Raw genomic sequence first — 19,205 nt, 5'->3', positions numbered from 1 at the left:
GTGTCGGTCGGGGCTTATCTCAGCAGAAGTTGTTCCTGCTCGGTGGCAAACTGGAATAGCTGCTCGAAAAGCTCCTGCACGGCCATGGGCAACTTGGCAAAGCGGTAGGCGATTCTCACCCGGTTGGGGGAGTAGTTGGCGTTGTTGTCGAGAACGTAGAAGCGGATTGGAATGGAGTAGAGACCATTGGCGGTCAGTTGCTTCTCTTGATGCTGGAAGGTGATGTTGATGGTGGCTGGAACGGTTACCGCGAAATCTTCAATATAGTCCAGTTCACAGAAGAGGCCGCCTTGGCTGATGTTGATTACCCGGGCATGGTAGCTCCTGCTCTCCTGCTGGAGCAGGGCCGTGGTTCCCGGCAGGCTGTGGCGGGGGCTCTGGTGGAATGCCACCGGATTGCACACCCGGTTGATGGCATTGGTGAGTTCCAGTTTGCTGCAGGGGATAATCAGAGTGTCGGCCACCCCGGCCCTGACTGCTTCTTTGACGTAGGGGAAGCTGGTATCAGAGGTCAGCAGAATGGCCCCGGCCCGGTGGGAGGTGGGGTGTTTTTTCAGGCGCAGGAAAAAGTTGAGCCAGGCCTCAGCCGATGGCTCCCAGAAAAAGAGGATCAGGTTGAATTGTGCTTTTTGCAGCAGTTCCCAGGCTTCATAGGCGTTTTTGGCTTCCGTTACCTCCGCGTCACTGAGGTTGGCCATGATCATACTGGCGATGACCCTCCTCCTGGGCACTGAACCATCCACAATCATTATATTTCTAGCCATTGCCGATCCTTTGGGCTGTTTTTTCTGATCCCTGTTGCCAGCTGCTGGGTAGTTCCCGCCGCCCTAGCGGAACAGTTTGTCGTTATCGGCTACTTTGCGGACCAGTTCGCGATAATCCTCGGCGCCGGTGGAGCCGGGGGCAAACTCAAAAATGGTTTGGCCCACCGACGGTGATTCGGAGAGATGAACGTTATGTCGGATCGGCTTGCAGAGCATATGGCCGTAAAGCTGCTCGATTTTTTCGAGAATATTGTTACATTTTTTGACCCGCTGGTCATGGAAGGTGGGGAGAATATACTTGAGGGCCACCTCCTTGCGGTGTTTCTGGATGGCGGACAAGCTCTTGAGGAATTCCACCAGACCCTGCAGGGTCATGATCTCCAGGGATACCGGGGTGATGATCTCATTGACGTAGAAAAGGACGTTGACGGTCAAGGGGTCCCAGCCGGGGGAGGTGTCAACAATAACGTAATCGTACTGATTCTCCAGGGGTTCCAGGGCCTCGGCCAGGGTGCGCTCGCCACCGAAATCCTTGCGGTCGATCAGTCGTTTCAGGCCGGCTAAAGATTTACCTCCCGCCAACAGCCACAACCTTTCCCGGGCCTTGAAGATGGCCTCTTCCGGTTTGAGTTCCTCGGTGATCAACTCGGTCAGTCCACCCTTGGGTTTTACCCCCAGGACGAAACTGTCCTGCCCTTGAGTGTCGGTATCCACCAGCAAAACCTTGAAACCCGCAAAGGCGAGGCCGGCCGCCAGGTTGACCGAGGTTGTGGTCTTGCCCACCCCACCCTTGCTGATGCAAACCCCGATCCGGCGAACCGGCTGTTTGGGGGGTGTTTTAGGGGCGCCGATACCTTCCGCCGGCTGCAGGGGGAATTGCTGCCCGCAGTTCTTGCATTTAACTGTTTTGACGCTGGGGGGAATTTTCCCCGCGTCGATATTGTATTGTTGTTTGCAATGTGGGCAGATCAGGAGCATCTCGACATCGCCTCCTCGTTCATCGAATAATGGGGCCGGGGAACAGTTTTTCCCGGGGGCTGCATCCTCTTTTTACGCCACTTTGCGAGGTTCATTTAGAAGCCAGCGAACCAGAAGGCTCTGCTCTCCTTTTTGGGCAAAATCCTGCAGCAACATCTGCATGGCGGAATCCACCAGGCTTGATCTGGAGAGCTTCTTGGGGGCATCTGCCGGCAAAATTTGACGAATTTCCGGCAACAAATTCTCCATAAGCTCAAAGGTTACCGGGGAGAGGTAGTGGGTGGCTCTCCTCTTTTTGCTAACTTTCGCTCTGCTCCCTGGCCGCCGCCGTTGGGTTTTCTGGCGTGGGGCGGGTTGGGTGAGAAATTGCGTCAGTTCGTCGAGCTCGGGGGTTGAAGCCGAACTCTCGCCGCTGAGCAGTTCAAGCAGAATATCCTCTTTTTCCCGGGAATCCATCTCTTTTGCCTGTTACATCATTAATATTCAGCAGCGCTCTTGGTGGCGGCGCAGCGGTTTTCATTCTTCCTTGAACAGTCGGGCCCGGATCCGGCCGACGGAGTTCTCCAGACTCTTCCTGCTGGCTTCAGTCAGTTTGAGCAGGTCGAGCCCGCACAGATAGTCCTCCTCCAGGCGTGACACGTGGATGACTTTGCCCTCAAGCCGCAACTGCTGGCCACCAAGGGTAAGCTCGATCTCCTGAACCACGCTGCCGGTTTTAAACTGCGCCAGGGCGCTGAAGCGAAAACCGACCCCGTGGTTGCTGAGGTTGATAACTTCGTGTTCCTTGCCGTTGACCTTAAGCTTGATGCCATCGGAGCTGGAAACCGGGACCCGAAAATCGTGGCGGACAATCTGTGCAAGATCCATTTTTCAATCCTTAACAGTTCAAGTTTCCCCCTGGATTCTAGAACTTTGCCATAAAGTTCTGCAGGGCGGTCTTAAGCCATTTCATGGAATCATCGCTGGCGATCATAAAGAGAAAGCCCTTCACATCCTTTTCCTGGAGATGAAAGACGGTTTTCATCAGAATTGCCATCTTGTCGGGGTCATCAAACTTGGGGGAGATGTTGGCCCCGGAAAGGTTGTCGACAACCACCTGGGGAATCAGGCGGGGCGGGGAGAATGAAACCTCGTCATCATCCAGCAGCTCCGCCACCTTGCTGACGCAGGCGCCGATGAGAATGTTGCCCACCTCCAGCAGGGTCTCCCGCTCCAGCAGGGGGTTGTCGGCTTCAAAGGGCTCGTCGTCATCATCGAAAAGGCTGATCAGTCCCTTGCTGGCCGCCGAGGGAAAGGCCAGAATCGCGGTGCCGGCATATTTGCCCCAGAAATTCTGTTCAATCATGCTCAGGGTCTGGTACGATTCGGTGTCTTGCTTGATCCACCGCATCAATTCTTCAGTCTTGAGAATTTCCACCTGCGGGGCGTTCAGCATGATCTGGATATCAATCACCCTGGCAAGGTCGGAAGAGGCCTTGCCGAAGGCGATGTTCATCACCTCCTCCAGGATGGCCGCATCCTCTTTCGAGAAGGTGGTGTCGACTTCTGAATTCTTCATGGTGTCCCTTGTCCGCTATGTTAGGCCCATCTTGGCTAAACCATCGGCGAGCGCCGCCGCCGACGGCGGCTTGGGGATGACCATGCCGGCCCCCAAGGCCATCACCTTTTCATACGCTTTCTGCTGGATATCGGCGGTTAACACAATGATTACCGCGTTGCTGTCCACTTTTTTCATCTCTTCCAGGGCTTCAAATCCGTCCATCACCGGCATGGTCAAGTCCAAAAGGGTTCCATCCGGTTTGATCTCTTTAAATTTCTCCAGCCCTTCTTTGCCGTCTCCCGCCTCGAACAGCTCAAAAGTGTGATCCTTGGGCAGGCATTTCTTGATTATCGCGCGCGATACTGGCGAATCGTCGACAATCAGCAATTTTTTGGGCATGACGGTTCTCCTTCAGTTGGTTCCTTCAACGGTTGCTGGTCGCGATTTCCGAGAGAATTTCCACAAGCTGATCACCGATAAGCGCGTGGGTGTCCTTGTCCTTTTGCGGTTTGGCGTGTTTGGCAAGGATCTCCTGGCCGGAAACCGGCAGCAACTCTTCCAGGATTGACTGGGCCTCAGCCGCCGGCATCTCCGACTTGTCCACATACTTTTCGAGCAGGGTGAGAAGGGCGGATGCCAGGTTGGTTTCGTAGATATAGGCCTCGGTTACATCTTTTACCGAAATATAGACATATTGGATAACTTTTTTTTCATCGCGCAGCGGTCCCATGGTGCAGCTTTGCTGCATGTAGTTTATTTCCGAAACAAAATTGCCATCGGGCTTGAAGGGAAACATGTAGCCGTAGAGCTTCTGGGGAAAGAAATAATGGTTGCCGAAGGTAACCACCGCCTTAAAGTTCCGGATAAATTTTTTGTTCTGGAAATGGGGATAAAAGTCGAGGATGGATGATCCTCTTATCTCTTGCGAGGTGATGCCGCTGTGCAGCGCCATCCAGCGATTCCAGTATCGAACCTTGAATTCCCGGTCGATAATCACCAAGCCCCAGTCGATGTTGTCTAAGATCTGGTTTAGAATCATTTGCGGTTATTGAAAAAAGTGACCTGCCCGGTTTGGAGAGGGATCCGCTATCCCTCACTATGTTTCTAATCTTACATTAGCCGTTTGGAAAAGCAACCAATTAACTGGTTAAGGGTAAAGTTGATGGCGCTCGGTTTGTCGGGGAATAATGATCTCCGCCTGGAATTCTTGCCGGTAACGGTTTGCCAGGGTGGTGGCGTTACGCCGGTCGAGGTGGACCAGGTAGATCCGCCGGGGTTGGGCGGCGGTGAATATTTCGATCATCTCCCGGGGTGAGGAATGACCGCTAAAACCTGATGTTTGCAGGATTTTAGCCTTAACTTGCCGCCGGTATGCCCCGATGCGCAACTCCGCGGGCGGTTTTGAACCGGCGGTCAAGCGGCCGCCGAGGCTGGCCGGGGCCTGATAGCTTGTGAAATAGAACAGGGTTTTGGGGTCCTCCAGATAGTCGAGCAGGGCCTGGCGGGCGCTGGCGTAGTCGGCCATGCCCGAGGTCATAACTCCAATCTCGCCATGTTGCAGGCCCAGGGGATTGTCGGGGTCGTCACTGCTACAGTCGGGGCGGTAGCCCGGGGGCAAAAAATGGCTCTCGTCGACCTCCGGCCTGAAATAGGGGGCAAATTCGTCGCGACCGACAAAATCGGCATAGCGGTTCAGCAAGGCCCGGGCCGTGGAACTGCATACCCTGACCACCTGATCCGGCGGTAACTGCCCGTTGGCCGCCGCTCGGCCGATCTCCTGGACTATCTGTTGGCTGCGGTCCAGGGCAAAGGCCGGAATCACCACCCGATAACCTTCGGCCAGTCGAGCCGCCAACTCCCGGCGAAAATCTGCCCGGGCCGCCGCCGGAGCAAGTTCCCGATCCCGGCCATAGGTTCCCTCCAGAAAAAGCAGATCGATCGGTTGGCTGAAGCCGGGGTTGTCCGGCAGCAGGGGGGAACCGTTGGCCCCGGTATCTCCCGCAAACAGGATCCTCAGGCCCCGGTATTCCAGTTCCACCATCACACTGCCCGCCATATGGGGAGTGGTGAGAAAGCGCGCCTTGAACTCATCGACCGTGAATGGTTGGTCGGGATCGTTGATTATGGCCTGCTCATCCAGGCGGGCCAGCAGCTCGGCCTCCAGTTTTTGCCGCTGGGGGCGGGCCAGGTGGTAGCCCTGGGTCGCCAGGCGGTGGCGGTGACTTGTAAAGTAAATCCGGTTTTGCGGCTTAACCGCCCGTTCCCCGAAATCGTAGCCCTCGAGATAAACCGGGATGCGTTTGCGGCCGGCATTGTTCCGGGAATAGTAAAAGCGTTCCGGCCCCAGGTCGATCAGGTGGAGATTGGCGGGCAGGGTAACCCGGGCCAGCTCGTAACTGACCCGGCTCAGATGGATCGGTCCCCGGTAGCCCTGGTGGAGCAGCAGCGGCAGCCGACCGATATGGTCGGCGTGGATATGGGTAATGAACAGGGCCCGGATTCTGGCCACCGGGATCTCCGCCGGCCAGGGGTAGTTGGGGCCGTCACCCCCCACGAAACTTCCCACATCGATCAGATAGAGACCGGAGCTATTTTCCAGAACATGCAGGGAGCCCCCCACCGTCTGCTGGCCGCCCTGGCCGAAATAGCTCAGGGTCTTTGCGGCGGCCTCACCCCCCGGGGCAAAGAGGGCGCTCCAGAGAATGATCAGCAGCAGGAGTTGCCCCAGCGGCGAGCTGGCGGTTTTATTGGGGGCGACCGGCAACGGTGAATTGGTCCGGAAAAACATGGTCAGGCAGGGGTGGCCCTTTTAACCAGTTCTGCCATATTGGCCCGCACCTGCTTATATTCCGCGGTCGACAATCCCGCCCCCAGGCCGACAATTTCGGCCATGCTCGCCGTCAGGAAATCTCCGGGGCCGTGGGCGTCGGCGTTGATCACCAGCCGGGCTCCCACCTGACGGGCCAGGGCGGCCACATGGCCGTTGGTCAGGCTGTGGCCCTTGCGGCCGGAGAGCTCGAGAAAAACCCCTTTTTGGGCCGCCAATTGGGCGTCTTCCCGGTTGAGCAGGCCGGGATGGGCCAGGATGTCGACCCCGGCCAGAATGGCCGCCCGGTTGGTCCCGGGTTTCACCGGCTCCATCACCGTCTCGCCATGGCCCACCACAATCTCCGCTCCCAGCCGGCGGGCCTGGTCGGTCAGCTCGGCAAACAGCTCCGGCGGTACGTGGGTCAGCTCAATGCCGGCCAGCAGTCGGGTCTTGGAGTGGGGGTTCAGTTTGGCCGCGGCGGCGGCAATTCGGGGAATAATGAAATCCAGGTTGGAGTGGTCGGCGTGGTCGGTGATGGCGATGGCCTGATAGCCCAGGATCTCCACCCGCCGCAGATGTTCCGCCGGCACCAGTTCGCCATCACTGAAGAGGCAGTGGGTATGCAGATCGATCATTTTTAATATCTCCAGGTTTTCAGGTGGTCCTCATTCCGGATCACTCAACATTTTCATCCAGGGGTGGGCGGCCTCCGGTCCGGGGGTGCCCGCCGGGTAGAACTGCAGCAGTTTCTCGGCCACCGTGCACTCCTCGCAGGTCCGCAGGATCGGATCGAGAAAGGCCCAGGAGAGTTCAACCCCGTCCTGCCGCCAGAAGAGCATGTGGTCTCCCTGAATGCAATCCAGCAGCACCATTTCATAGGCATCGAATCCCGGTCGGTTGTTCCGGCGGCGTTCGTAGTTGAAGTTCATGGTCACCGGCTGCAGGCACTCCTTGCTGTGGGGGCTTTTGGTCTGAAAGCTCAGCGAGATCTTTTCTTCGGGGTGGATCCCCAGCACCAGGCGGTTGGCCAGGATGGTGTCCGCCGTTTCCCGGCGGAACATGGAGTGGGGTACCTCCTTGAACTGGATGACGATCCGGGTCTCCTTGGCCGGCATCCGTTTGCCGGAGATCAGGTAGAAGGGCACCCCCCGCCAGCGCCAGTTGTCGATCAGCAGTTTCATGGCGGCAAAGGTCGGGGTGGTGGAATCGGCGGCCACCGCCTGTTCTTGACGGTAGCCCGCCACCATGCGCCCGGCCACCGTCCCCGGGCCATACTGGCCCAGGATCAGGCTGGCGGCCAGGTCGCCGCTGTCCAAAGGTTTCAGGGCCCGAAAGACCTTGACCTTCTCATCCTGCACCTGGGTGGCCTCGAAGCGGGAGGGCGGTTCCATGGCGGTCAGGGCCAGCAGCTGCATCATATGGTTTTGGAACATATCCCGCAGCACTCCGGCCGATTCGTAAAAACCGGCCCGGTGTTCAACCCCCAGTTTTTCCCCGCTGAGGATCCCTACGTAATCGATATAACTTCGGTTCCAGAGGGGTTCGAAGATGGCGTTGGCAAAGCGCAGCATCAAAATGTTCTGCACCGTTTCCTTGGCCAGATAGTGGTCGATCCGGAAGATCTGCCGTTCGGCGAAACTGTTGTGCAGAACCCGGTCCAGCTCCACCGCCGAAGCAAGGTCGTGGCCGAAGGGTTTTTCCACCACAATTCGCGACCAAGGGACCTGGCTGGAGTTTTCCTCGGCAGTGGCGGCCGCCAGGCCTGCCTCGCCGATGCGCGCCCCGATCAGGGGATAGAGCGAGGGGGGCACCGCCAGGTAAAAGACCCGGTTGGGGGCCACCCCATGCTCCCGGTCCAGGCGGGCCAGCAGTTCGGCCAGGACGAGATAGTCCGCCGGCTGATCGTAGCGCAACTCCTGATAAAAGATCCGGGGGGCGAATTTCTGCCAAGCGGTCGGATCGTCATCAGGCTGGTTTTGCTGGCGAAACTCCGCCAGGCTGCGACGAAAGGCATCGTGATCCATGGGGCTGCGCCCGCACCCCACGATATTGAAGCGCGGGGGCAAACAATGATGCCGGAAAAGGTTGAGCAGGGCCGGGATCAGCTTGCGGGCGGTAAGATCGCCGGAGGCGCCGAAAATCACAATGGAGCAGGAGGGCAGGTCGTTGCCGCCGCGCAGGGCGCAGGTTCCCTGGTCGCTGCTTCGTTGGCCCGGGTTGGTGGTGTTGTCCATAACCATAGCTTAGTTTATTTTTTGGCGGAGACCACGGCATGGCCGCCAAATTCACGGCGCAGCGCGGCCAGTACCCGGTTTTCAAAGGCGTTGGGGTTGCGGGACTGGAACCTTTGAAACAGAGAGATGGCGATGGTGGGGGCCGCCACCCCGCGCTCAACCGCCTCCTGCACGGTCCAGCGGCCTTCGCCGGAATCATCGACATGGCCGGTAATCTCGGTCAGGCGCGGATCTTTGGCGAAGGCCGGCACCAGTAGCTCCAACAACCAGGAACGGATGACGCTGCCCTGGTTCCAGAGATGGGAGACCGCCGAGTAATCAAGCTCCTTGCCGTAGGGGGAGGCTTCCAGCAGGGCGAAACCTTCCCCGTAGGCCTGCATCATGGCGTATTCGATGCCGTTGTGGACCATCTTGACATAATGGCCGGCGCCATGGGGGCCGCAGTAGAGATAACCTTCGGGGGGGGAGAGGGTGGCAAGCAGCGGTTCGATCCGGTCGAAATCGCTCTTTTCTCCCCCAACCATGGTGCAGTAGCCCACCTGCAGTCCCCAGATTCCCCCGCTGACTCCGGCATCGAGATAGTGAATCTTTTTGCTCTCCATCAAGGCCGCGCGGCGCAGGTCATCCTTATAAAAGGTGTTGCCGCCCTCAATCACCAGGTCGCCGGGGCTGAGCAGTTGGGCCAGCTCCTCCAGGTGTTGATCCACCGTGGCCCCGGCCGGCAGCATCAGCCAGACCACCCGCGGAGTTTCAAGTTTGGCGACCAGCTCCCCCAGGCTGTAGGCGGGGATTGCTCCATCCTGGGCCAGTTCCTCGGTTTTGGTCGGGGTGCGGTTGTAGGCCACCACCATGTGATCGCCCCGCAACAGGCGGCGGCACATGTTCATTCCCATTCTTCCCAGTCCGATCATGCCGATTTGCATTTTTTTCTCCTTAGTCAGCTTGCGATAAAAAAAAGGATCATTTAACCTTTGTTCGATGCTAACACAGTTACCACCAAGGGCAATTAATTTTGTCGGGAGGTTTTGGCCAACAAGGTCAGGGGCAGAGAGAGGCCCGAGGCGAGAAAGAGCAGCAGGCTGGCGGGCAGCAGCCAGGCAACCGGTTGGAGCATCCAAGTGATCAGGCCGGCCAGGGCGAGGAACAGCGGCGCAAAGAAGATGGCCTGCCTCCCGACTCCGTAACCGGCCTGATTCATCAGCAGGTGGTAAATTCCGTAGGCCGCCCAGGCGAAATGGGCCAGATGGGCGTGGGCCGCGAGCAGGATTCGGCTGTAATTCTGACCATAAACCATAACATACCAGATGCCGCTGGCCCCGGTGAGCAGCAGACCGCCGAAGGCGATTGTCAGCAAAATATCGCGCTGGCCGGCGGATTTGAGTAGATAGAACACGATCAGCAACAGCAACACCCCGGCGCTGGAAGTTTCCAGCCAGGACCAGCCCAGCAGCATCCCGGCAAACATCGCCAGCACCCCGCTTACCAGGACGACCAGGGTCAGGCCGGCCTGTTTGGTTGAGATCTGCAGCAGATCGAGATAGCGGGAGAAGAGCAGCAGGGAGAGGGGAAAGGAGAAGGCCAGCAGGATATGGGAAAACCGGAGTTCGAGCTGCCAGAATGAGGCAAAGTTCCAGGAATAGAGAAAATAGATCCAGCTCAGGATGGAGATCAGGACCGCGGTTTGCAGGAAGCGGTCTTCGCGGCGGTTGGCGGTGGCTTTGCCGCCAAGCCCCAGCAAAATGGTGGTCAGCAGGTAGCCCAGGGCGGCGCCGTTGAGCAGGGCTGAGCTGCCCGCCAGGGCTCCAGCTACCAGGAGGAGAGAGAGGCCGGCCAGCAGGTTGCGCAGCCGGGAGGCCTTGGGGCCATAGCGTTGGGGTGTAACCAGGAAATGGAGAAAAGAGGTATAGCCGAAACCCAGCACCCCGATCAAGCCATGGGCGTTTACCCCGGGAGCGAGTTGTGGCCCGAGACCATAGAGATAACCGCTGAGGCCGGTCAACGCGAAGTAGAGCAGACAGCTTAACCTGAGCACAATTTACCACCGTGATCCATTTTTAATCCATTTTGACCGTTTGCCGACCAGCGGGCAAGATCACCCATTAGGTATCAAAAAAAGCGGTTTTCAAAAAGAAAAATCGATGGACGAAACCAGCTTGCGCCGTCATACTTCAGCGCAAGGAGACATCTATCATGACAGGCAACAGCAGGAAACAGAGAGGTATTAACCGCCGTCAGGTTTTACAGATCTTCGCCCTGGCCGGGGCCGCCGGAGTTCTGGGGTTGCCACTTTTAGGCTGCGGTGAAGCCGGAATGCGGGTGGTGCGGCGCAGTCAGGCCATGCTGGGGACGGTGGTCAACCTTACCGTTTACAGCCGGGATCGGGAGCAGGCCGAGGCGGCGGTGACCGCGACTCTGGCCCGAATGGCCGAGCTGGAGGGTCAGTTGAGCCGTTTTCGCGAGGAGAGCGAGGTTGGGGTTCTCAACCGGACCGGCACCCTGGAGACGGCCGGCGCTGATCTCCAGGCCCTGCTCCAGCTGGCGGGCAGGGTGAGCGAGGCCAGCGCCGGCGCCTTTGACATCACCATGCTGCCATTGCTGGAACTTTACCAGCGGCTGGCCGAGCAACCGGCGGTTATCGTCGGAGATGAGGGGCGGGCCGCCATTGCCGCCGCCCGCCGGCAGGTTGATTTTCGCGGGGTTCGGCTGGAGGGCGGTAGGGTGAGTCTGGCCGCCGGCGGCATGGCCATTACCCTGGACGGGATCGCCAAGGGCCATATCGTGGATCAGGGAGCCGCCACCCTGGCCGCCCACGGCTGCCGACAGATCTATGTCGAGGCCGGCGGAGACCTGCTGGTCAAGGGGGGTAAGCCCGGCCGGGAACCCTGGCGGATCGGGATCCGGAATCCCCGTCCCCAGCTGGCCCTGCCCTTGCCGGTGATCAACGCCGACAGCCTGGCGGTGGCCACTTCAGGGGACTATTATCAGCCCTTCAGTTCCGATTTCAGCTATCATCACATCATCGACCCCCGGACCGGATTTTCCTCGCCGGAGCTGGCGGCGGTGACCATCACCGCCCCCAACGCCGCCCTGGCCGACGCTCTGGCCACCGCCTCTCTGGTGCTGGGGGCCCAGCAGGCCATGGACCTGCTGACCGTCTTTCCCGGCTGCGAGGGCTATTTCGTGCGCAAGGATTTGAGTGTCAGCCAAACCGCCGGTTTCCCCGTCTGATTATGCAACATTTTGTCCTCAAAAAAGGGCTGGATCTGCCCATCAGCGGCCCGCCTCGCCAGGAGATCGAGCCGGGTAACGTCGTTGGGCATCTGGCCCTGGTGGGTGATGATTATATCGGCCTGCGTCCCTCCCTGGCGGTCAAGGAGGGGGAACGGGTGGCCGCCGGGCAGCTGCTTTTCACCGACAAGAAAAATCCCGGGGTCAAGTTCACCGCTCCCCTGGCTGGGGAAGTGATTGCCATCAATCGGGGGGAACGGCGGCGTTTCCAGGCGCTGGTGATCAGGATTGAAGGAGAGGATCAGGTCACCTTCCCCGCTCTGGCCCAGGAGCGGGGTCCTGGGCTGCCGGCGGAAACCGTCCGTTCGGTGTTGCTGGATTCCGGGCTTTGGCCGGCTCTGCGGACCCGGCCATTCGGTAAGGTGGCCGCCGTCGATCGCCGTCCTTCCGCACTTTTCGTTACCGCCATGGATACCCGGCCTTTGGCGGCTGATCCGGCCGTGGTTATCGGTAAGGCCGCCGCTGATTTCCGGCTCGGCCTGCAGGTGCTGCACACCTTGGTGCCGAAGATATTTTTATGCGCCGCCGCCGGGATTGATCTGCCGGGGGATGAACTGACCGGCATCACCTCCGCGCGCTTTGCCGGCCCCCATCCGGCCGGTTTGGCCTCGACCCATATCCATTTTCTGGACCCGGTGGCTCCGGGCAAGCAGGTCTGGCAGATCGGCTATCAGGATCTGATTGCCATCGGCCATCTCTTCCGCACCGGGCGTCTGTTGTCCTCCAGGGTGGTGGCCCTGGCCGGGCCGGGGGTTAAAAATCCCCGGTTGATCAAAGCCCCGCCGGGCGCCTCCCTGGCTGAATTGTGCGCCGGCGAATTGACCGATTCGGGGCCGGCGACGGCTGCGGCGGAACCCCCTCTTTTGCGCCTGCTCTCCGGCTCGGTGCTGGACGGTCGTCGAGCCGCCGGCAACTTTGCTTATTTGGGACGTTATCACGATCAGGTCAGCGCCCTGATCGAGAGTGCGGGCAGTGCTCCTTTCAACTGGCTTGGCCTGGGGCGTGACCGTTTTTCCCTCACTCCCGCCTTTATCTCCGTCCTGACCCGCTTTAAAAAAAGCGGCGGCCGTCTGGCGATGAACACCGCCCTCTGGGGGGGGCGGCGGGCCATCTTCCCCCTGGGTGGTTATGAGCGGGTAATGCCCCTGGATATCATCGCCACCGCCCTGCTGAAAAGCATCGCCACCGGCAATGTGGAGAAGGCGATGGAGCTGGGCTGCCTGGAACTGATTGAGGAGGATCTGGCCCTGTGCGGTTTTGTCTGTCCGGGCAAGAACGATTTCGGGCCGATGCTCCGGGCGGTATTGACCAGTATCGAGGCCGAAGGATGATCAGGCGACTGGACAGCTACCTGCGGCACCTTGAACCCCATTTCAAGAAGGGCGGGCGCTGGTCACGCTGGTATCCGCTCTATGAGGCCACCGACTCCTTCCTGATGGGCAGTCGGTTGACCACCAGCACCGCTCCCCATGTGCGGGACGCCATCGATTTCAAACGGATTATGATCATGGTGATCATCGCCCTGATCCCCTGCGTGCTGATGGCTTTGTGGAACACCGGCTACCAGGCCAATCTGGCCCTGCAAAGCCTGGGGGTGGATCTGCCTCCCGGCTGGCGGGGGGCGATTCTGGCGGCCACCACCGGCGCCTCTCCCACCAGCCTGGCCGCCAATATTCTCCACGGCAGCCTCTATTTTCTGCCCATCTATCTGGTCTGCGTGGTGGTGGGCAGTGTCTGGGAGACCATCTTCAACATTATCCGGGGCCATGAGATGTCCGAGGCGTTTCTGGTCACCAGCCTGCTGTTGCCCCTGACCTTGCCGCCCACCATCCCCCTCTGGCAGGTGGCGGTGGGGACCAGTTTCGGGGTTATTTTTGCCAAGGAGGTCTTCGGCGGGGTGGGGCGCAATTTCATGAATCCGGCCCTGGTGTGCCGGGCCTTTCTCTTCTTTGCCTATCCCGCCCAGATGAGCGGGGAAGGGGTGTGGGTGGCGGTGGACGGTTTCAGCAGTGCCACTCCCCTGGCCGCCCTGGCCGCAGCCCCGGCCGGCGATCCTTTGGCCTCGCTGGGTTATAGCTGGTGGGAGGCCTTTGTCGGCACCATCCCGGGTTCCATGGGGGAGACCTCGGCCCTGGCCTGTCTGCTGGGAGCGCTTCTGCTGCTGGTCACCCGGATCGCCTCCTGGCGGATCATGGGTTCCATGCTGCTGGGGGCCTTGGTGGTCACTCTGCTCTTCTGGTTTTTCCCGGCCCCGGACAGCCCCATGCATCAGGTGCCGCCCCACTGGCACCTGGTGCTGGGCGGTTTTGCCCTGGGGCTGGTCTTCATGGCCACCGATCCGGTTTCCGCGCCCCATACCGACATCGGCAAATGGTGTTACGGCCTGTTCATCGGGGCCCTGGCCATGGTTCTGCGAGTTCTTAACCCCGCCTTCCCGGAAGGGGTGATGCTGGCGATCCTGCTGGGCAATATCTGCGCCCCGTTATTTGACTACCTGGTGATCCAGGCCAATATCAGGCGAAGGATGCTGCGCCATGGCTGATCGGGAAAACAGCTTCCGCTCATTTTACACGGTCCTGTTGCTGGCCCTGGTCTGTTCGGCCCTGGTCTCCGGGGCGGCGGTGGGGTTGCGGGAACGCCAGGAGGCCAACCAGCGGATCGATCAGCAGAAAAATATCTTGCAGGCCGCCGGAATTTACCAGGCGGGAGTGGATGTGGAACAGCTGTTTGCCGGGGTGGAGGCCAGGATTATCCGCCTGCGGGACGGCAGCTTTGTCCCCCCGGAGAAGATCGACCCCGGGCAGTTCGATCAACTTAAGACCGCCCTCAAGCCCCAAACCAGCCGGGAGTTGAGCCGGCAGGAGGATCTGGCCGGTCTGGGCCGGCTGGAGGAGTACGCCCTGATCTACCTGGTGCGGGAAAACGGCCGGCTGCAAAAGGTGGTGCTGCCCATCCGCGGCCGGGGGGCCTGGTCCACCATGCACGGCTATGTCGCCCTGGCCGCCGACCTGAATACCGTGGCCGGGGCGACCTTTTACCGCCATGGCGAAACTCCGGGCCTGGGGGGAGAGATCGAGAACCCCGGCTGGCTGGCGGCCTGGCGCGGCAAGCAGGTTTACGACCGGCGCGATCAGCCGGCCCTGCGGGTGGTCAAGGGTGACGCCCCCCCGGGTGAAGAGGGCCGGCACCAGATCGACGGAATCTCCGGGGCCACCATGACCCTGAAGGGGGTCAGCAACCTGCTGGAGTTCTGGTTCGGTGAACATGGCTTCAAGCCTTTCCTGGAGCGTTATCGGGAGGGAGGATTGGACGATGAGTGAAGAGAGCAAGAGAGAACTGCTGTTCCGGGCGATTTTTGAGCGCAACCCCATCGCCCTGCTGGTTCTGGGAATCTGTTCGGCCCTGGCGGTTACCGGCAATATGGCCACCGCCCTGGTGATGTCCATCTGTCTGACCCTGGTGGCCGCCTGCTCCGGAGCGATCATCAGCGCCCTGCGTCACCATATCCCCAATACCGTCCGGATCGGGATCCAGATTACGATCATCGCCACCCTGGTGATTCTGGTGGATCAGATTCTGAAAGCCTTTTTTTATGATCTTTCCCGCCAGCTTTCCATCTATGTCGGTCTGATCATCACCAACTGCATCGTGATGGGCCGGGCCGAGGGGTTCGCCATGAGCAACCCCCCCGGCCGTTCCTTCATCGATGGTCTCGGCAATGGCCTGGGTTACTCCTTTGTCCTGCTGGTGGTTGCTTTCTGGCGCGAACTGCTGGGGGCCGGCACCCTTTTTGGCCACACCATCCTGGCCACCACCCGCCGGGAGGGCTGGTATGAGCCCAATGGCCTGATGCTGCTGCCGGCCAGCGCCTTCTTCCTGGTGGCCCTGATCATCTGGCTGTTGCGGGTTATCTATCCCGGGCAGCAGGAGAAGTAAGGGATATGGGCCACTATTTCGAAATCTTTTTCACCGCCCTGCTGGTCGAAAACCTGGTGCTCTCTTTTTTCCTTGGGATGTGCACCTTCCTGGCCATCTCCCGGCAGGTCAAGACCGCTCTGGGCCTGGGGCTGGCGGTGGTGGTGATCCAGGCGATCACCGTGCCGCTGAATAACCTGATCCTGAATTGGGTGCTTAAACCCGATGCCCTGGCTTGGATCGGGCAGGGGGGGCTGGATCTCACCTTTCTCGGGCTGCTGGTTTATATTGGAGTGATCGCCGCCGTGGTCCAGATTTTGGAGATGTTTCTGGATCGTTATGTGCCGGCCCTCTACAATACCCTGGGGATTTTTCTGCCCTTGTTGACCGTCAACTGTGCCATTCTGGGGGCCAGCCTCTTTATGGTGGAGCGGGATTACACTTTGGGCGAGAGTTTCGCCTACGGTCTGGGGGCCGGCGGTGGTTTTCTGCTGGCGGTGGTGCTGCTGGCGGGAATTCGGGAGAAGCTGGAATATGCCGATCCGCCCGCCGGTCTCCGTGGCCTGGGACTGACCTTCATTGCCGCCGGCCTGATGGCGTTGGCTTTCATGGGCGTGGCGGGGATAACCTTTTAATCCTCCGGGACCGGGAATTAAGATGAGTGAAATTACGGTCGCGATAATCTCCTATCTGGTGATCCAGCTGGTGCTGGTGGCCCTGATTGTTCTGGCCAAACGCAACCTGATGCCGGGAGGGGAGTTGGCGATCCTGGTCAATGGCGAGAAAAAACTGTCGGCAAAACCGGGGGACAAGCTGCTCACCTCGCTCTCCGAACAGGGGATTTACCTCTCATCGGCCTGTGGGGGTGGGGGCAGTTGCGGCCAGTGCCGGGTAACGGTCAACAGCGGCGGCGGCAGCATCCTGCCCACCGAGCGCTCCCATATCAACCGCAAGGAGGCTCGGGAAGGGGTCCGTCTGGCCTGTCAGGTGGCGGTGAAGCACGATCTGGAGATCACCGTCCCCCGGGAGATGCTGGAGACTAAGAAGTGGCGCTGCGTGGTGGCCTCCAACCATCACATTGCCACCTTCATCAAGGAGCTGGTCTTGGAACTGCCGCCGGGTGAGGAGGTTGATTTCAAGCCCGGCGGCTTTATTCAGATCGAAATCCCTCCCCACGTTCTGGAGTTTTCCGACTTCGAGGTTGATGAAAAGTTCATGGCCGACTGGACCAAGTTCCGCCTCTTCCAGTACAAGTCTTCGGCCCACGCCCCGGTGAGCCGGGCCTACTCCATGGCCAACTATCCCGGCGAGAAGGGGATTTTGAAACTCAACGTCCGGTTGGCCACCCCGCCCCTGGACGATGAGGAGGTCAGCAAGGTGCCGCCGGGGAAGGCTTCATCCTACATCTTTAATCTCAAGCCCGGCGACGAGGTGACCATCTCCGGACCTTATGGGGATTTTTTCATCCGCGAAGGGGAGCAGGAGATGATCTACGTGGGGGCCGGGGCCGGGATGGCGCCCTTGCGCAGCCATATCTTCGAGTTGCTCAAGGGCCGGAACTGTAAGCGCAAAATCTCCTTCTGGTATGGGGGGCGCAGTTTGCGGGAAGTGTTTTACGTGGATGAGTTCAAAGCCCTGGAGCGGGAGTTCCCCAACTTCTCTTTCCACCTTTCCCTCTCCCGACCCCGGGAAGGGGATGACTGGGATGGGCATGTGGGCCATATCCAAAAGGCTTTGTATGAAAATTACCTCAAGGATCACCAGGCCCCGGAGGATGTGCAGTACTACGCCTGCGGGCCTCCGCCCATGATCGCTTCCCTGACCGGGATGCTCACCGAACTCGGGGTGGAGCGGGAAAGCATCTTTTACGATGACTTTGGCGGTTAAGGGGAGGTTGGCCGATGAAGAACCTGCTGTTGACCTTTGCCATTACTCTGCTGGTGGTGGGGGGGGTCGGCCTGCTGCTCAACTTCTGTCGGCGGCGTTTGCGTAAAACCCCCCACGGTCTCACCGGCATCTGCCACAAGGATGGCGGCCGGCTCTGCTCCTCCTGCCGTGATCAGCTCCAAGCGGGTCGGGAGCGGAACCAGCCCCAGGGCCGGCCGGGGGAAAAATCATGAGACCAGGCGACCACGCAGGCTGTGGCGACAGGCCTCTTCCAGGATCACCCGCAGGAGTTGGCCGGGGTGCAGTTGCCGGTCACAGGAGAAGTTGACGATCCGGTTTTCCGGGGTGCGGCCGCTCCACTGGTCGCCGGCGGCCTTGCTTTTACCCTCCACCATCACCTCCACCGTTTTACCCACCAGCTCCCGGATGATCTCCTGACTGATCTCCTCCTGCCGGGCCTGCAAGCGGGCCAAGCGCGCGCTTTTGACCTCTTCCGCCACCTTGTCCGGAAAGTCGGCGGCGGCGGCCTTGGGCCGGTCGGAGTATTTAAAGGAGAAGGCGGAATCGTAACGGACCAGCTCCAGCAGTTCCATGGTCTGCTCGAAATCACCCTCGCTTTCCCCCGGAAATCCGACGATTATATCGGTGGTGATGGCAATCTCCGGGCAAGCCTGGCGCAGGGCAGCCACCTTTTCCAGGTAGGCCGCCCGGGTGTATTTGCGGTTCATTCGGGCCAGAATCCGGTCGGAACCGGACTGTACCGGCAGATGGAAGTGGGGGCAGAGTTTGTTGATCTGTCCCAGGCAGACCATCAGTTCCGGGGAGAGATCCTTGGGGTGGGAAGTGGTAAAACGGATCCGGCTGATTCCGGCCTCCTGGGCCACTAAACGGAGCAGGTCGGGGAAAGTGGTCCGGTTCCCGGCGGGCTGGTCCAGGCCATAGGAGTTGACGTTCTGGCCCAGCAAGGTGATTTCCCGCACCCCATGGTCGGCCAGGTGGCGCACCTCGTCGATGATATCCTCGGGCCGGCGGCTGATCTCCCGGCCCCGGGTATGGGGCACCACGCAATAGGTGCAAAAATTGTTGCAGCCCTGCATGATGGTCACGAAACGTTTGGGTGAGCTTTGTCGGTTCCCTTCCATTTTGGGCAGAAAGGCGGGGATGGCGAAGGTAGGGGAGAGCTCGACGGCGGTGGTGCGGGCCGCCCGGTCCCGGGCGGCCCGCACCAGCTCCGGCAGCCGATAGATATTCTGGGGACCGACCACCAGATCGAGGTGGGGCATTCGGGCCAGCAGACCGGCACCATCCTGTTGGGCCACGCAACCGGTGACCGCGATCACCAGGTCGGGGTTGCGCTCCTTGAGGGTCCGGTAACCGCCCAGCAGGCTGTACGCTTTCTGGGCGGCCTTACCCCTGATGCTGCAGGTATTGACCACAATACAGTCGGCCTCCTCGGGGCTGGAGGTTTCCAGGTAATAATCCTCACCCAGCAGCTGGGCCATGATTTCCGAGTCCCGCTCATTCATCTGGCAGCCGAAGGTTTCGATATAGAGATTTCTGTTCATACCGCTCAAGTGGTTGGGGGAGGAGGGGAGAGCTGCGGGGCCAAGGCCAGCAGCAGTTGTTCAACTTCCGGGGCCATCTCTTCGGAATAGCGAAGGATTACCCGTCCCTCACGCTCATCTATGGTGGTGAGCAGGGCCAGGTTGTCGTAGGCCTCCAAGATAAAGCGGAAAAAACCGATTCGGGCCGGGGCAATGATCATGGTGCGAGAGGCAAGTTCCATTCCG

At 59.9% G+C, this 19,205-nt stretch carries 22 protein-coding genes; 8 read left to right on the top strand and 14 right to left on the bottom strand.

Annotation, left to right across the window (positions count from 1 at the left end):
• Positions 1-14: 14 nt before the first annotated feature.
• The 12 genes from ACHHRT_RS02785 to ACHHRT_RS02730 form a co-directional block, all read right to left on the bottom strand.
• Positions 15-704, bottom strand: coding sequence for a PilZ domain-containing protein (locus ACHHRT_RS02785; RefSeq protein ID WP_395497468.1), 690 nt, complete (start codon positions 702-704; stop codon positions 15-17).
• Between the two features lie 123 nt (positions 705-827).
• A complete protein-coding gene (locus ACHHRT_RS02780; RefSeq protein ID WP_395497466.1) occupies positions 828-1,742 on the bottom strand; it encodes an AAA family ATPase in 915 nt (304 codons plus the stop codon).
• Between the two features lie 72 nt (positions 1,743-1,814).
• Complete coding sequence (locus ACHHRT_RS02775; RefSeq protein WP_395497464.1) at positions 1,815-1,991, bottom strand: hypothetical protein; 177 nt, start codon at positions 1,989-1,991, stop codon at positions 1,815-1,817.
• A 267-nt stretch (positions 1,992-2,258) separates the two neighbouring features.
• Complete coding sequence (locus ACHHRT_RS02770; RefSeq protein WP_395497462.1) at positions 2,259-2,609, bottom strand: PilZ domain-containing protein; 351 nt, start codon at positions 2,607-2,609, stop codon at positions 2,259-2,261.
• A gap of 37 nt (positions 2,610-2,646) precedes the next feature.
• On the bottom strand, positions 2,647-3,300 hold the full coding sequence (locus tag ACHHRT_RS02765; protein WP_395497460.1) for a chemotaxis protein CheC: 654 nt from the start codon (positions 3,298-3,300) through the stop codon (positions 2,647-2,649).
• A 15-nt stretch (positions 3,301-3,315) separates the two neighbouring features.
• On the bottom strand, positions 3,316-3,681 hold the full coding sequence (locus ACHHRT_RS02760; RefSeq protein ID WP_395497458.1) for a response regulator: 366 nt from the start codon (positions 3,679-3,681) through the stop codon (positions 3,316-3,318).
• Between the two features lie 25 nt (positions 3,682-3,706).
• Positions 3,707-4,321 carry a PAS domain-containing protein gene (locus ACHHRT_RS02755; RefSeq protein ID WP_395497456.1) on the bottom strand — a complete coding sequence of 205 codons (615 nt, stop codon included), beginning with the start codon at positions 4,319-4,321 and terminating at the stop codon, positions 3,707-3,709.
• Positions 4,322-4,429: 108 nt separating this feature from the next.
• On the bottom strand, positions 4,430-6,046 hold the full coding sequence (locus ACHHRT_RS02750; RefSeq protein ID WP_395497454.1) for an MBL fold metallo-hydrolase: 1,617 nt from the start codon (positions 6,044-6,046) through the stop codon (positions 4,430-4,432).
• A gap of 26 nt (positions 6,047-6,072) precedes the next feature.
• On the bottom strand, positions 6,073-6,726 hold the full coding sequence (locus tag ACHHRT_RS02745; protein ID WP_395497452.1) for a histidinol phosphate phosphatase domain-containing protein: 654 nt from the start codon (positions 6,724-6,726) through the stop codon (positions 6,073-6,075).
• Positions 6,727-6,756: 30 nt separating this feature from the next.
• Positions 6,757-8,325, bottom strand: coding sequence for a glucose-6-phosphate dehydrogenase (gene zwf / locus ACHHRT_RS02740; RefSeq protein ID WP_395497450.1), 1,569 nt, complete (start codon positions 8,323-8,325; stop codon positions 6,757-6,759).
• A 14-nt stretch (positions 8,326-8,339) separates the two neighbouring features.
• Positions 8,340-9,248 (bottom strand): phosphogluconate dehydrogenase (NAD(+)-dependent, decarboxylating), encoded by a 909-nt coding sequence (gnd, locus tag ACHHRT_RS02735; RefSeq protein ID WP_395497448.1) that lies wholly within the window; start codon positions 9,246-9,248, stop codon positions 8,340-8,342.
• An 83-nt stretch (positions 9,249-9,331) separates the two neighbouring features.
• A complete protein-coding gene (locus tag ACHHRT_RS02730; RefSeq protein ID WP_395497446.1) occupies positions 9,332-10,357 on the bottom strand; it encodes a hypothetical protein in 1,026 nt (341 codons plus the stop codon).
• Positions 10,358-10,515: 158 nt separating this feature from the next.
• Between ACHHRT_RS02730 and ACHHRT_RS02725 the strand changes: the two genes are divergently transcribed.
• Genes ACHHRT_RS02725 through ACHHRT_RS02690 form a run of 8 tightly spaced genes read left to right on the top strand, consistent with a single transcriptional unit; the run spans position 10,516 to position 17,648 of the window.
• Positions 10,516-11,553, top strand: a complete 1,038-nt coding sequence (locus ACHHRT_RS02725) for an FAD:protein FMN transferase (protein WP_395497444.1) — start codon at positions 10,516-10,518, stop codon at positions 11,551-11,553.
• Positions 11,554-11,555: 2 nt separating this feature from the next.
• Entirely contained in the window at positions 11,556-12,944 is a 1,389-nt protein-coding gene (locus ACHHRT_RS02720) for a Na(+)-translocating NADH-quinone reductase subunit A (RefSeq protein ID WP_395497442.1), read from the top strand.
• Entirely contained in the window at positions 12,941-14,155 is a 1,215-nt protein-coding gene (locus ACHHRT_RS02715; protein ID WP_395497440.1) for an NADH:ubiquinone reductase (Na(+)-transporting) subunit B, read from the top strand. Before ACHHRT_RS02720 ends, ACHHRT_RS02715 begins: the two co-directional genes overlap by 4 nt.
• Positions 14,148-14,933 (top strand): Na(+)-translocating NADH-quinone reductase subunit C, encoded by a 786-nt coding sequence (locus ACHHRT_RS02710; RefSeq protein ID WP_395497438.1) that lies wholly within the window; start codon positions 14,148-14,150, stop codon positions 14,931-14,933. Before ACHHRT_RS02715 ends, ACHHRT_RS02710 begins: the two co-directional genes overlap by 8 nt.
• On the top strand, positions 14,926-15,549 hold the full coding sequence (locus tag ACHHRT_RS02705) for an NADH:ubiquinone reductase (Na(+)-transporting) subunit D (RefSeq protein WP_395497436.1): 624 nt from the start codon (positions 14,926-14,928) through the stop codon (positions 15,547-15,549). The genes ACHHRT_RS02710 and ACHHRT_RS02705 overlap by 8 nt, the downstream gene beginning before the upstream one ends.
• Positions 15,550-15,554: 5 nt before the next feature.
• Entirely contained in the window at positions 15,555-16,163 is a 609-nt protein-coding gene (gene nqrE / locus ACHHRT_RS02700; RefSeq protein WP_395497434.1) for an NADH:ubiquinone reductase (Na(+)-transporting) subunit E, read from the top strand.
• 22 nt (positions 16,164-16,185) lie between these two features.
• Positions 16,186-17,415 (top strand): NADH:ubiquinone reductase (Na(+)-transporting) subunit F, encoded by a 1,230-nt coding sequence (nqrF, locus tag ACHHRT_RS02695; protein WP_395497432.1) that lies wholly within the window; start codon positions 16,186-16,188, stop codon positions 17,413-17,415.
• Between the two features lie 14 nt (positions 17,416-17,429).
• Entirely contained in the window at positions 17,430-17,648 is a 219-nt protein-coding gene (locus ACHHRT_RS02690; RefSeq protein WP_395497430.1) for a hypothetical protein, read from the top strand.
• On the opposite strand, the gene miaB is transcribed toward ACHHRT_RS02690, so the two are convergent.
• Both miaB and ACHHRT_RS02680 read right to left on the bottom strand, forming a co-directional pair.
• A complete protein-coding gene (gene miaB / locus ACHHRT_RS02685; RefSeq protein WP_395497428.1) occupies positions 17,643-18,980 on the bottom strand; it encodes a tRNA (N6-isopentenyl adenosine(37)-C2)-methylthiotransferase MiaB in 1,338 nt (445 codons plus the stop codon). The genes ACHHRT_RS02690 and miaB overlap by 6 nt on opposite strands.
• 5 nt (positions 18,981-18,985) lie before the next feature.
• Positions 18,986-19,201, bottom strand: a complete 216-nt coding sequence (locus tag ACHHRT_RS02680) for a DUF4911 domain-containing protein (RefSeq protein WP_395497426.1) — start codon at positions 19,199-19,201, stop codon at positions 18,986-18,988.
• Positions 19,202-19,205: the final 4 nt, after the last annotated feature.

This window comes from Desulfurivibrio modestus (assembly GCF_044068625.1).
Classification (GTDB): Bacteria; Desulfobacterota; Desulfobulbia; order Desulfobulbales; family Desulfurivibrionaceae; genus Desulfurivibrio.
This window is presented reverse-complemented; position numbering and strand designations above follow the sequence as displayed.

Coding starts and splice junctions, on each gene's coding strand:
- gnd (WP_395497448.1), bottom strand. CDS start 9,248: ATGCAAATCGGCATGATCGGACTGGGAAGAATGGGAATGAACATGTGC.
- miaB (WP_395497428.1), bottom strand. CDS start 18,980: ATGAACAGAAATCTCTATATCGAAACCTTCGGCTGCCAGATGAATGAG.
- ACHHRT_RS02770 (WP_395497462.1), bottom strand. CDS start 2,609: ATGGATCTTGCACAGATTGTCCGCCACGATTTTCGGGTCCCGGTTTCC.
- ACHHRT_RS02680 (WP_395497426.1), bottom strand. CDS start 19,201: ATGGAACTTGCCTCTCGCACCATGATCATTGCCCCGGCCCGAATCGGT.
- ACHHRT_RS02780 (WP_395497466.1), bottom strand. CDS start 1,742: ATGCTCCTGATCTGCCCACATTGCAAACAACAATACAATATCGACGCG.
- ACHHRT_RS02705 (WP_395497436.1), top strand. CDS start 14,926: ATGAGTGAAGAGAGCAAGAGAGAACTGCTGTTCCGGGCGATTTTTGAG.
- nqrF (WP_395497432.1), top strand. CDS start 16,186: ATGAGTGAAATTACGGTCGCGATAATCTCCTATCTGGTGATCCAGCTG.
- ACHHRT_RS02760 (WP_395497458.1), bottom strand. CDS start 3,681: ATGCCCAAAAAATTGCTGATTGTCGACGATTCGCCAGTATCGCGCGCG.
- zwf (WP_395497450.1), bottom strand. CDS start 8,325: ATGGACAACACCACCAACCCGGGCCAACGAAGCAGCGACCAGGGAACC.
- ACHHRT_RS02755 (WP_395497456.1), bottom strand. CDS start 4,321: ATGATTCTAAACCAGATCTTAGACAACATCGACTGGGGCTTGGTGATT.
- ACHHRT_RS02715 (WP_395497440.1), top strand. CDS start 12,941: ATGATCAGGCGACTGGACAGCTACCTGCGGCACCTTGAACCCCATTTC.
- ACHHRT_RS02785 (WP_395497468.1), bottom strand. CDS start 704: ATGATCATGGCCAACCTCAGTGACGCGGAGGTAACGGAAGCCAAAAAC.
- ACHHRT_RS02690 (WP_395497430.1), top strand. CDS start 17,430: ATGAAGAACCTGCTGTTGACCTTTGCCATTACTCTGCTGGTGGTGGGG.
- ACHHRT_RS02720 (WP_395497442.1), top strand. CDS start 11,556: ATGCAACATTTTGTCCTCAAAAAAGGGCTGGATCTGCCCATCAGCGGC.
- ACHHRT_RS02765 (WP_395497460.1), bottom strand. CDS start 3,300: ATGAAGAATTCAGAAGTCGACACCACCTTCTCGAAAGAGGATGCGGCC.
- nqrE (WP_395497434.1), top strand. CDS start 15,555: ATGGGCCACTATTTCGAAATCTTTTTCACCGCCCTGCTGGTCGAAAAC.
- ACHHRT_RS02710 (WP_395497438.1), top strand. CDS start 14,148: ATGGCTGATCGGGAAAACAGCTTCCGCTCATTTTACACGGTCCTGTTG.
- ACHHRT_RS02745 (WP_395497452.1), bottom strand. CDS start 6,726: ATGATCGATCTGCATACCCACTGCCTCTTCAGTGATGGCGAACTGGTG.
- ACHHRT_RS02725 (WP_395497444.1), top strand. CDS start 10,516: ATGACAGGCAACAGCAGGAAACAGAGAGGTATTAACCGCCGTCAGGTT.
- ACHHRT_RS02775 (WP_395497464.1), bottom strand. CDS start 1,991: ATGGAGAATTTGTTGCCGGAAATTCGTCAAATTTTGCCGGCAGATGCC.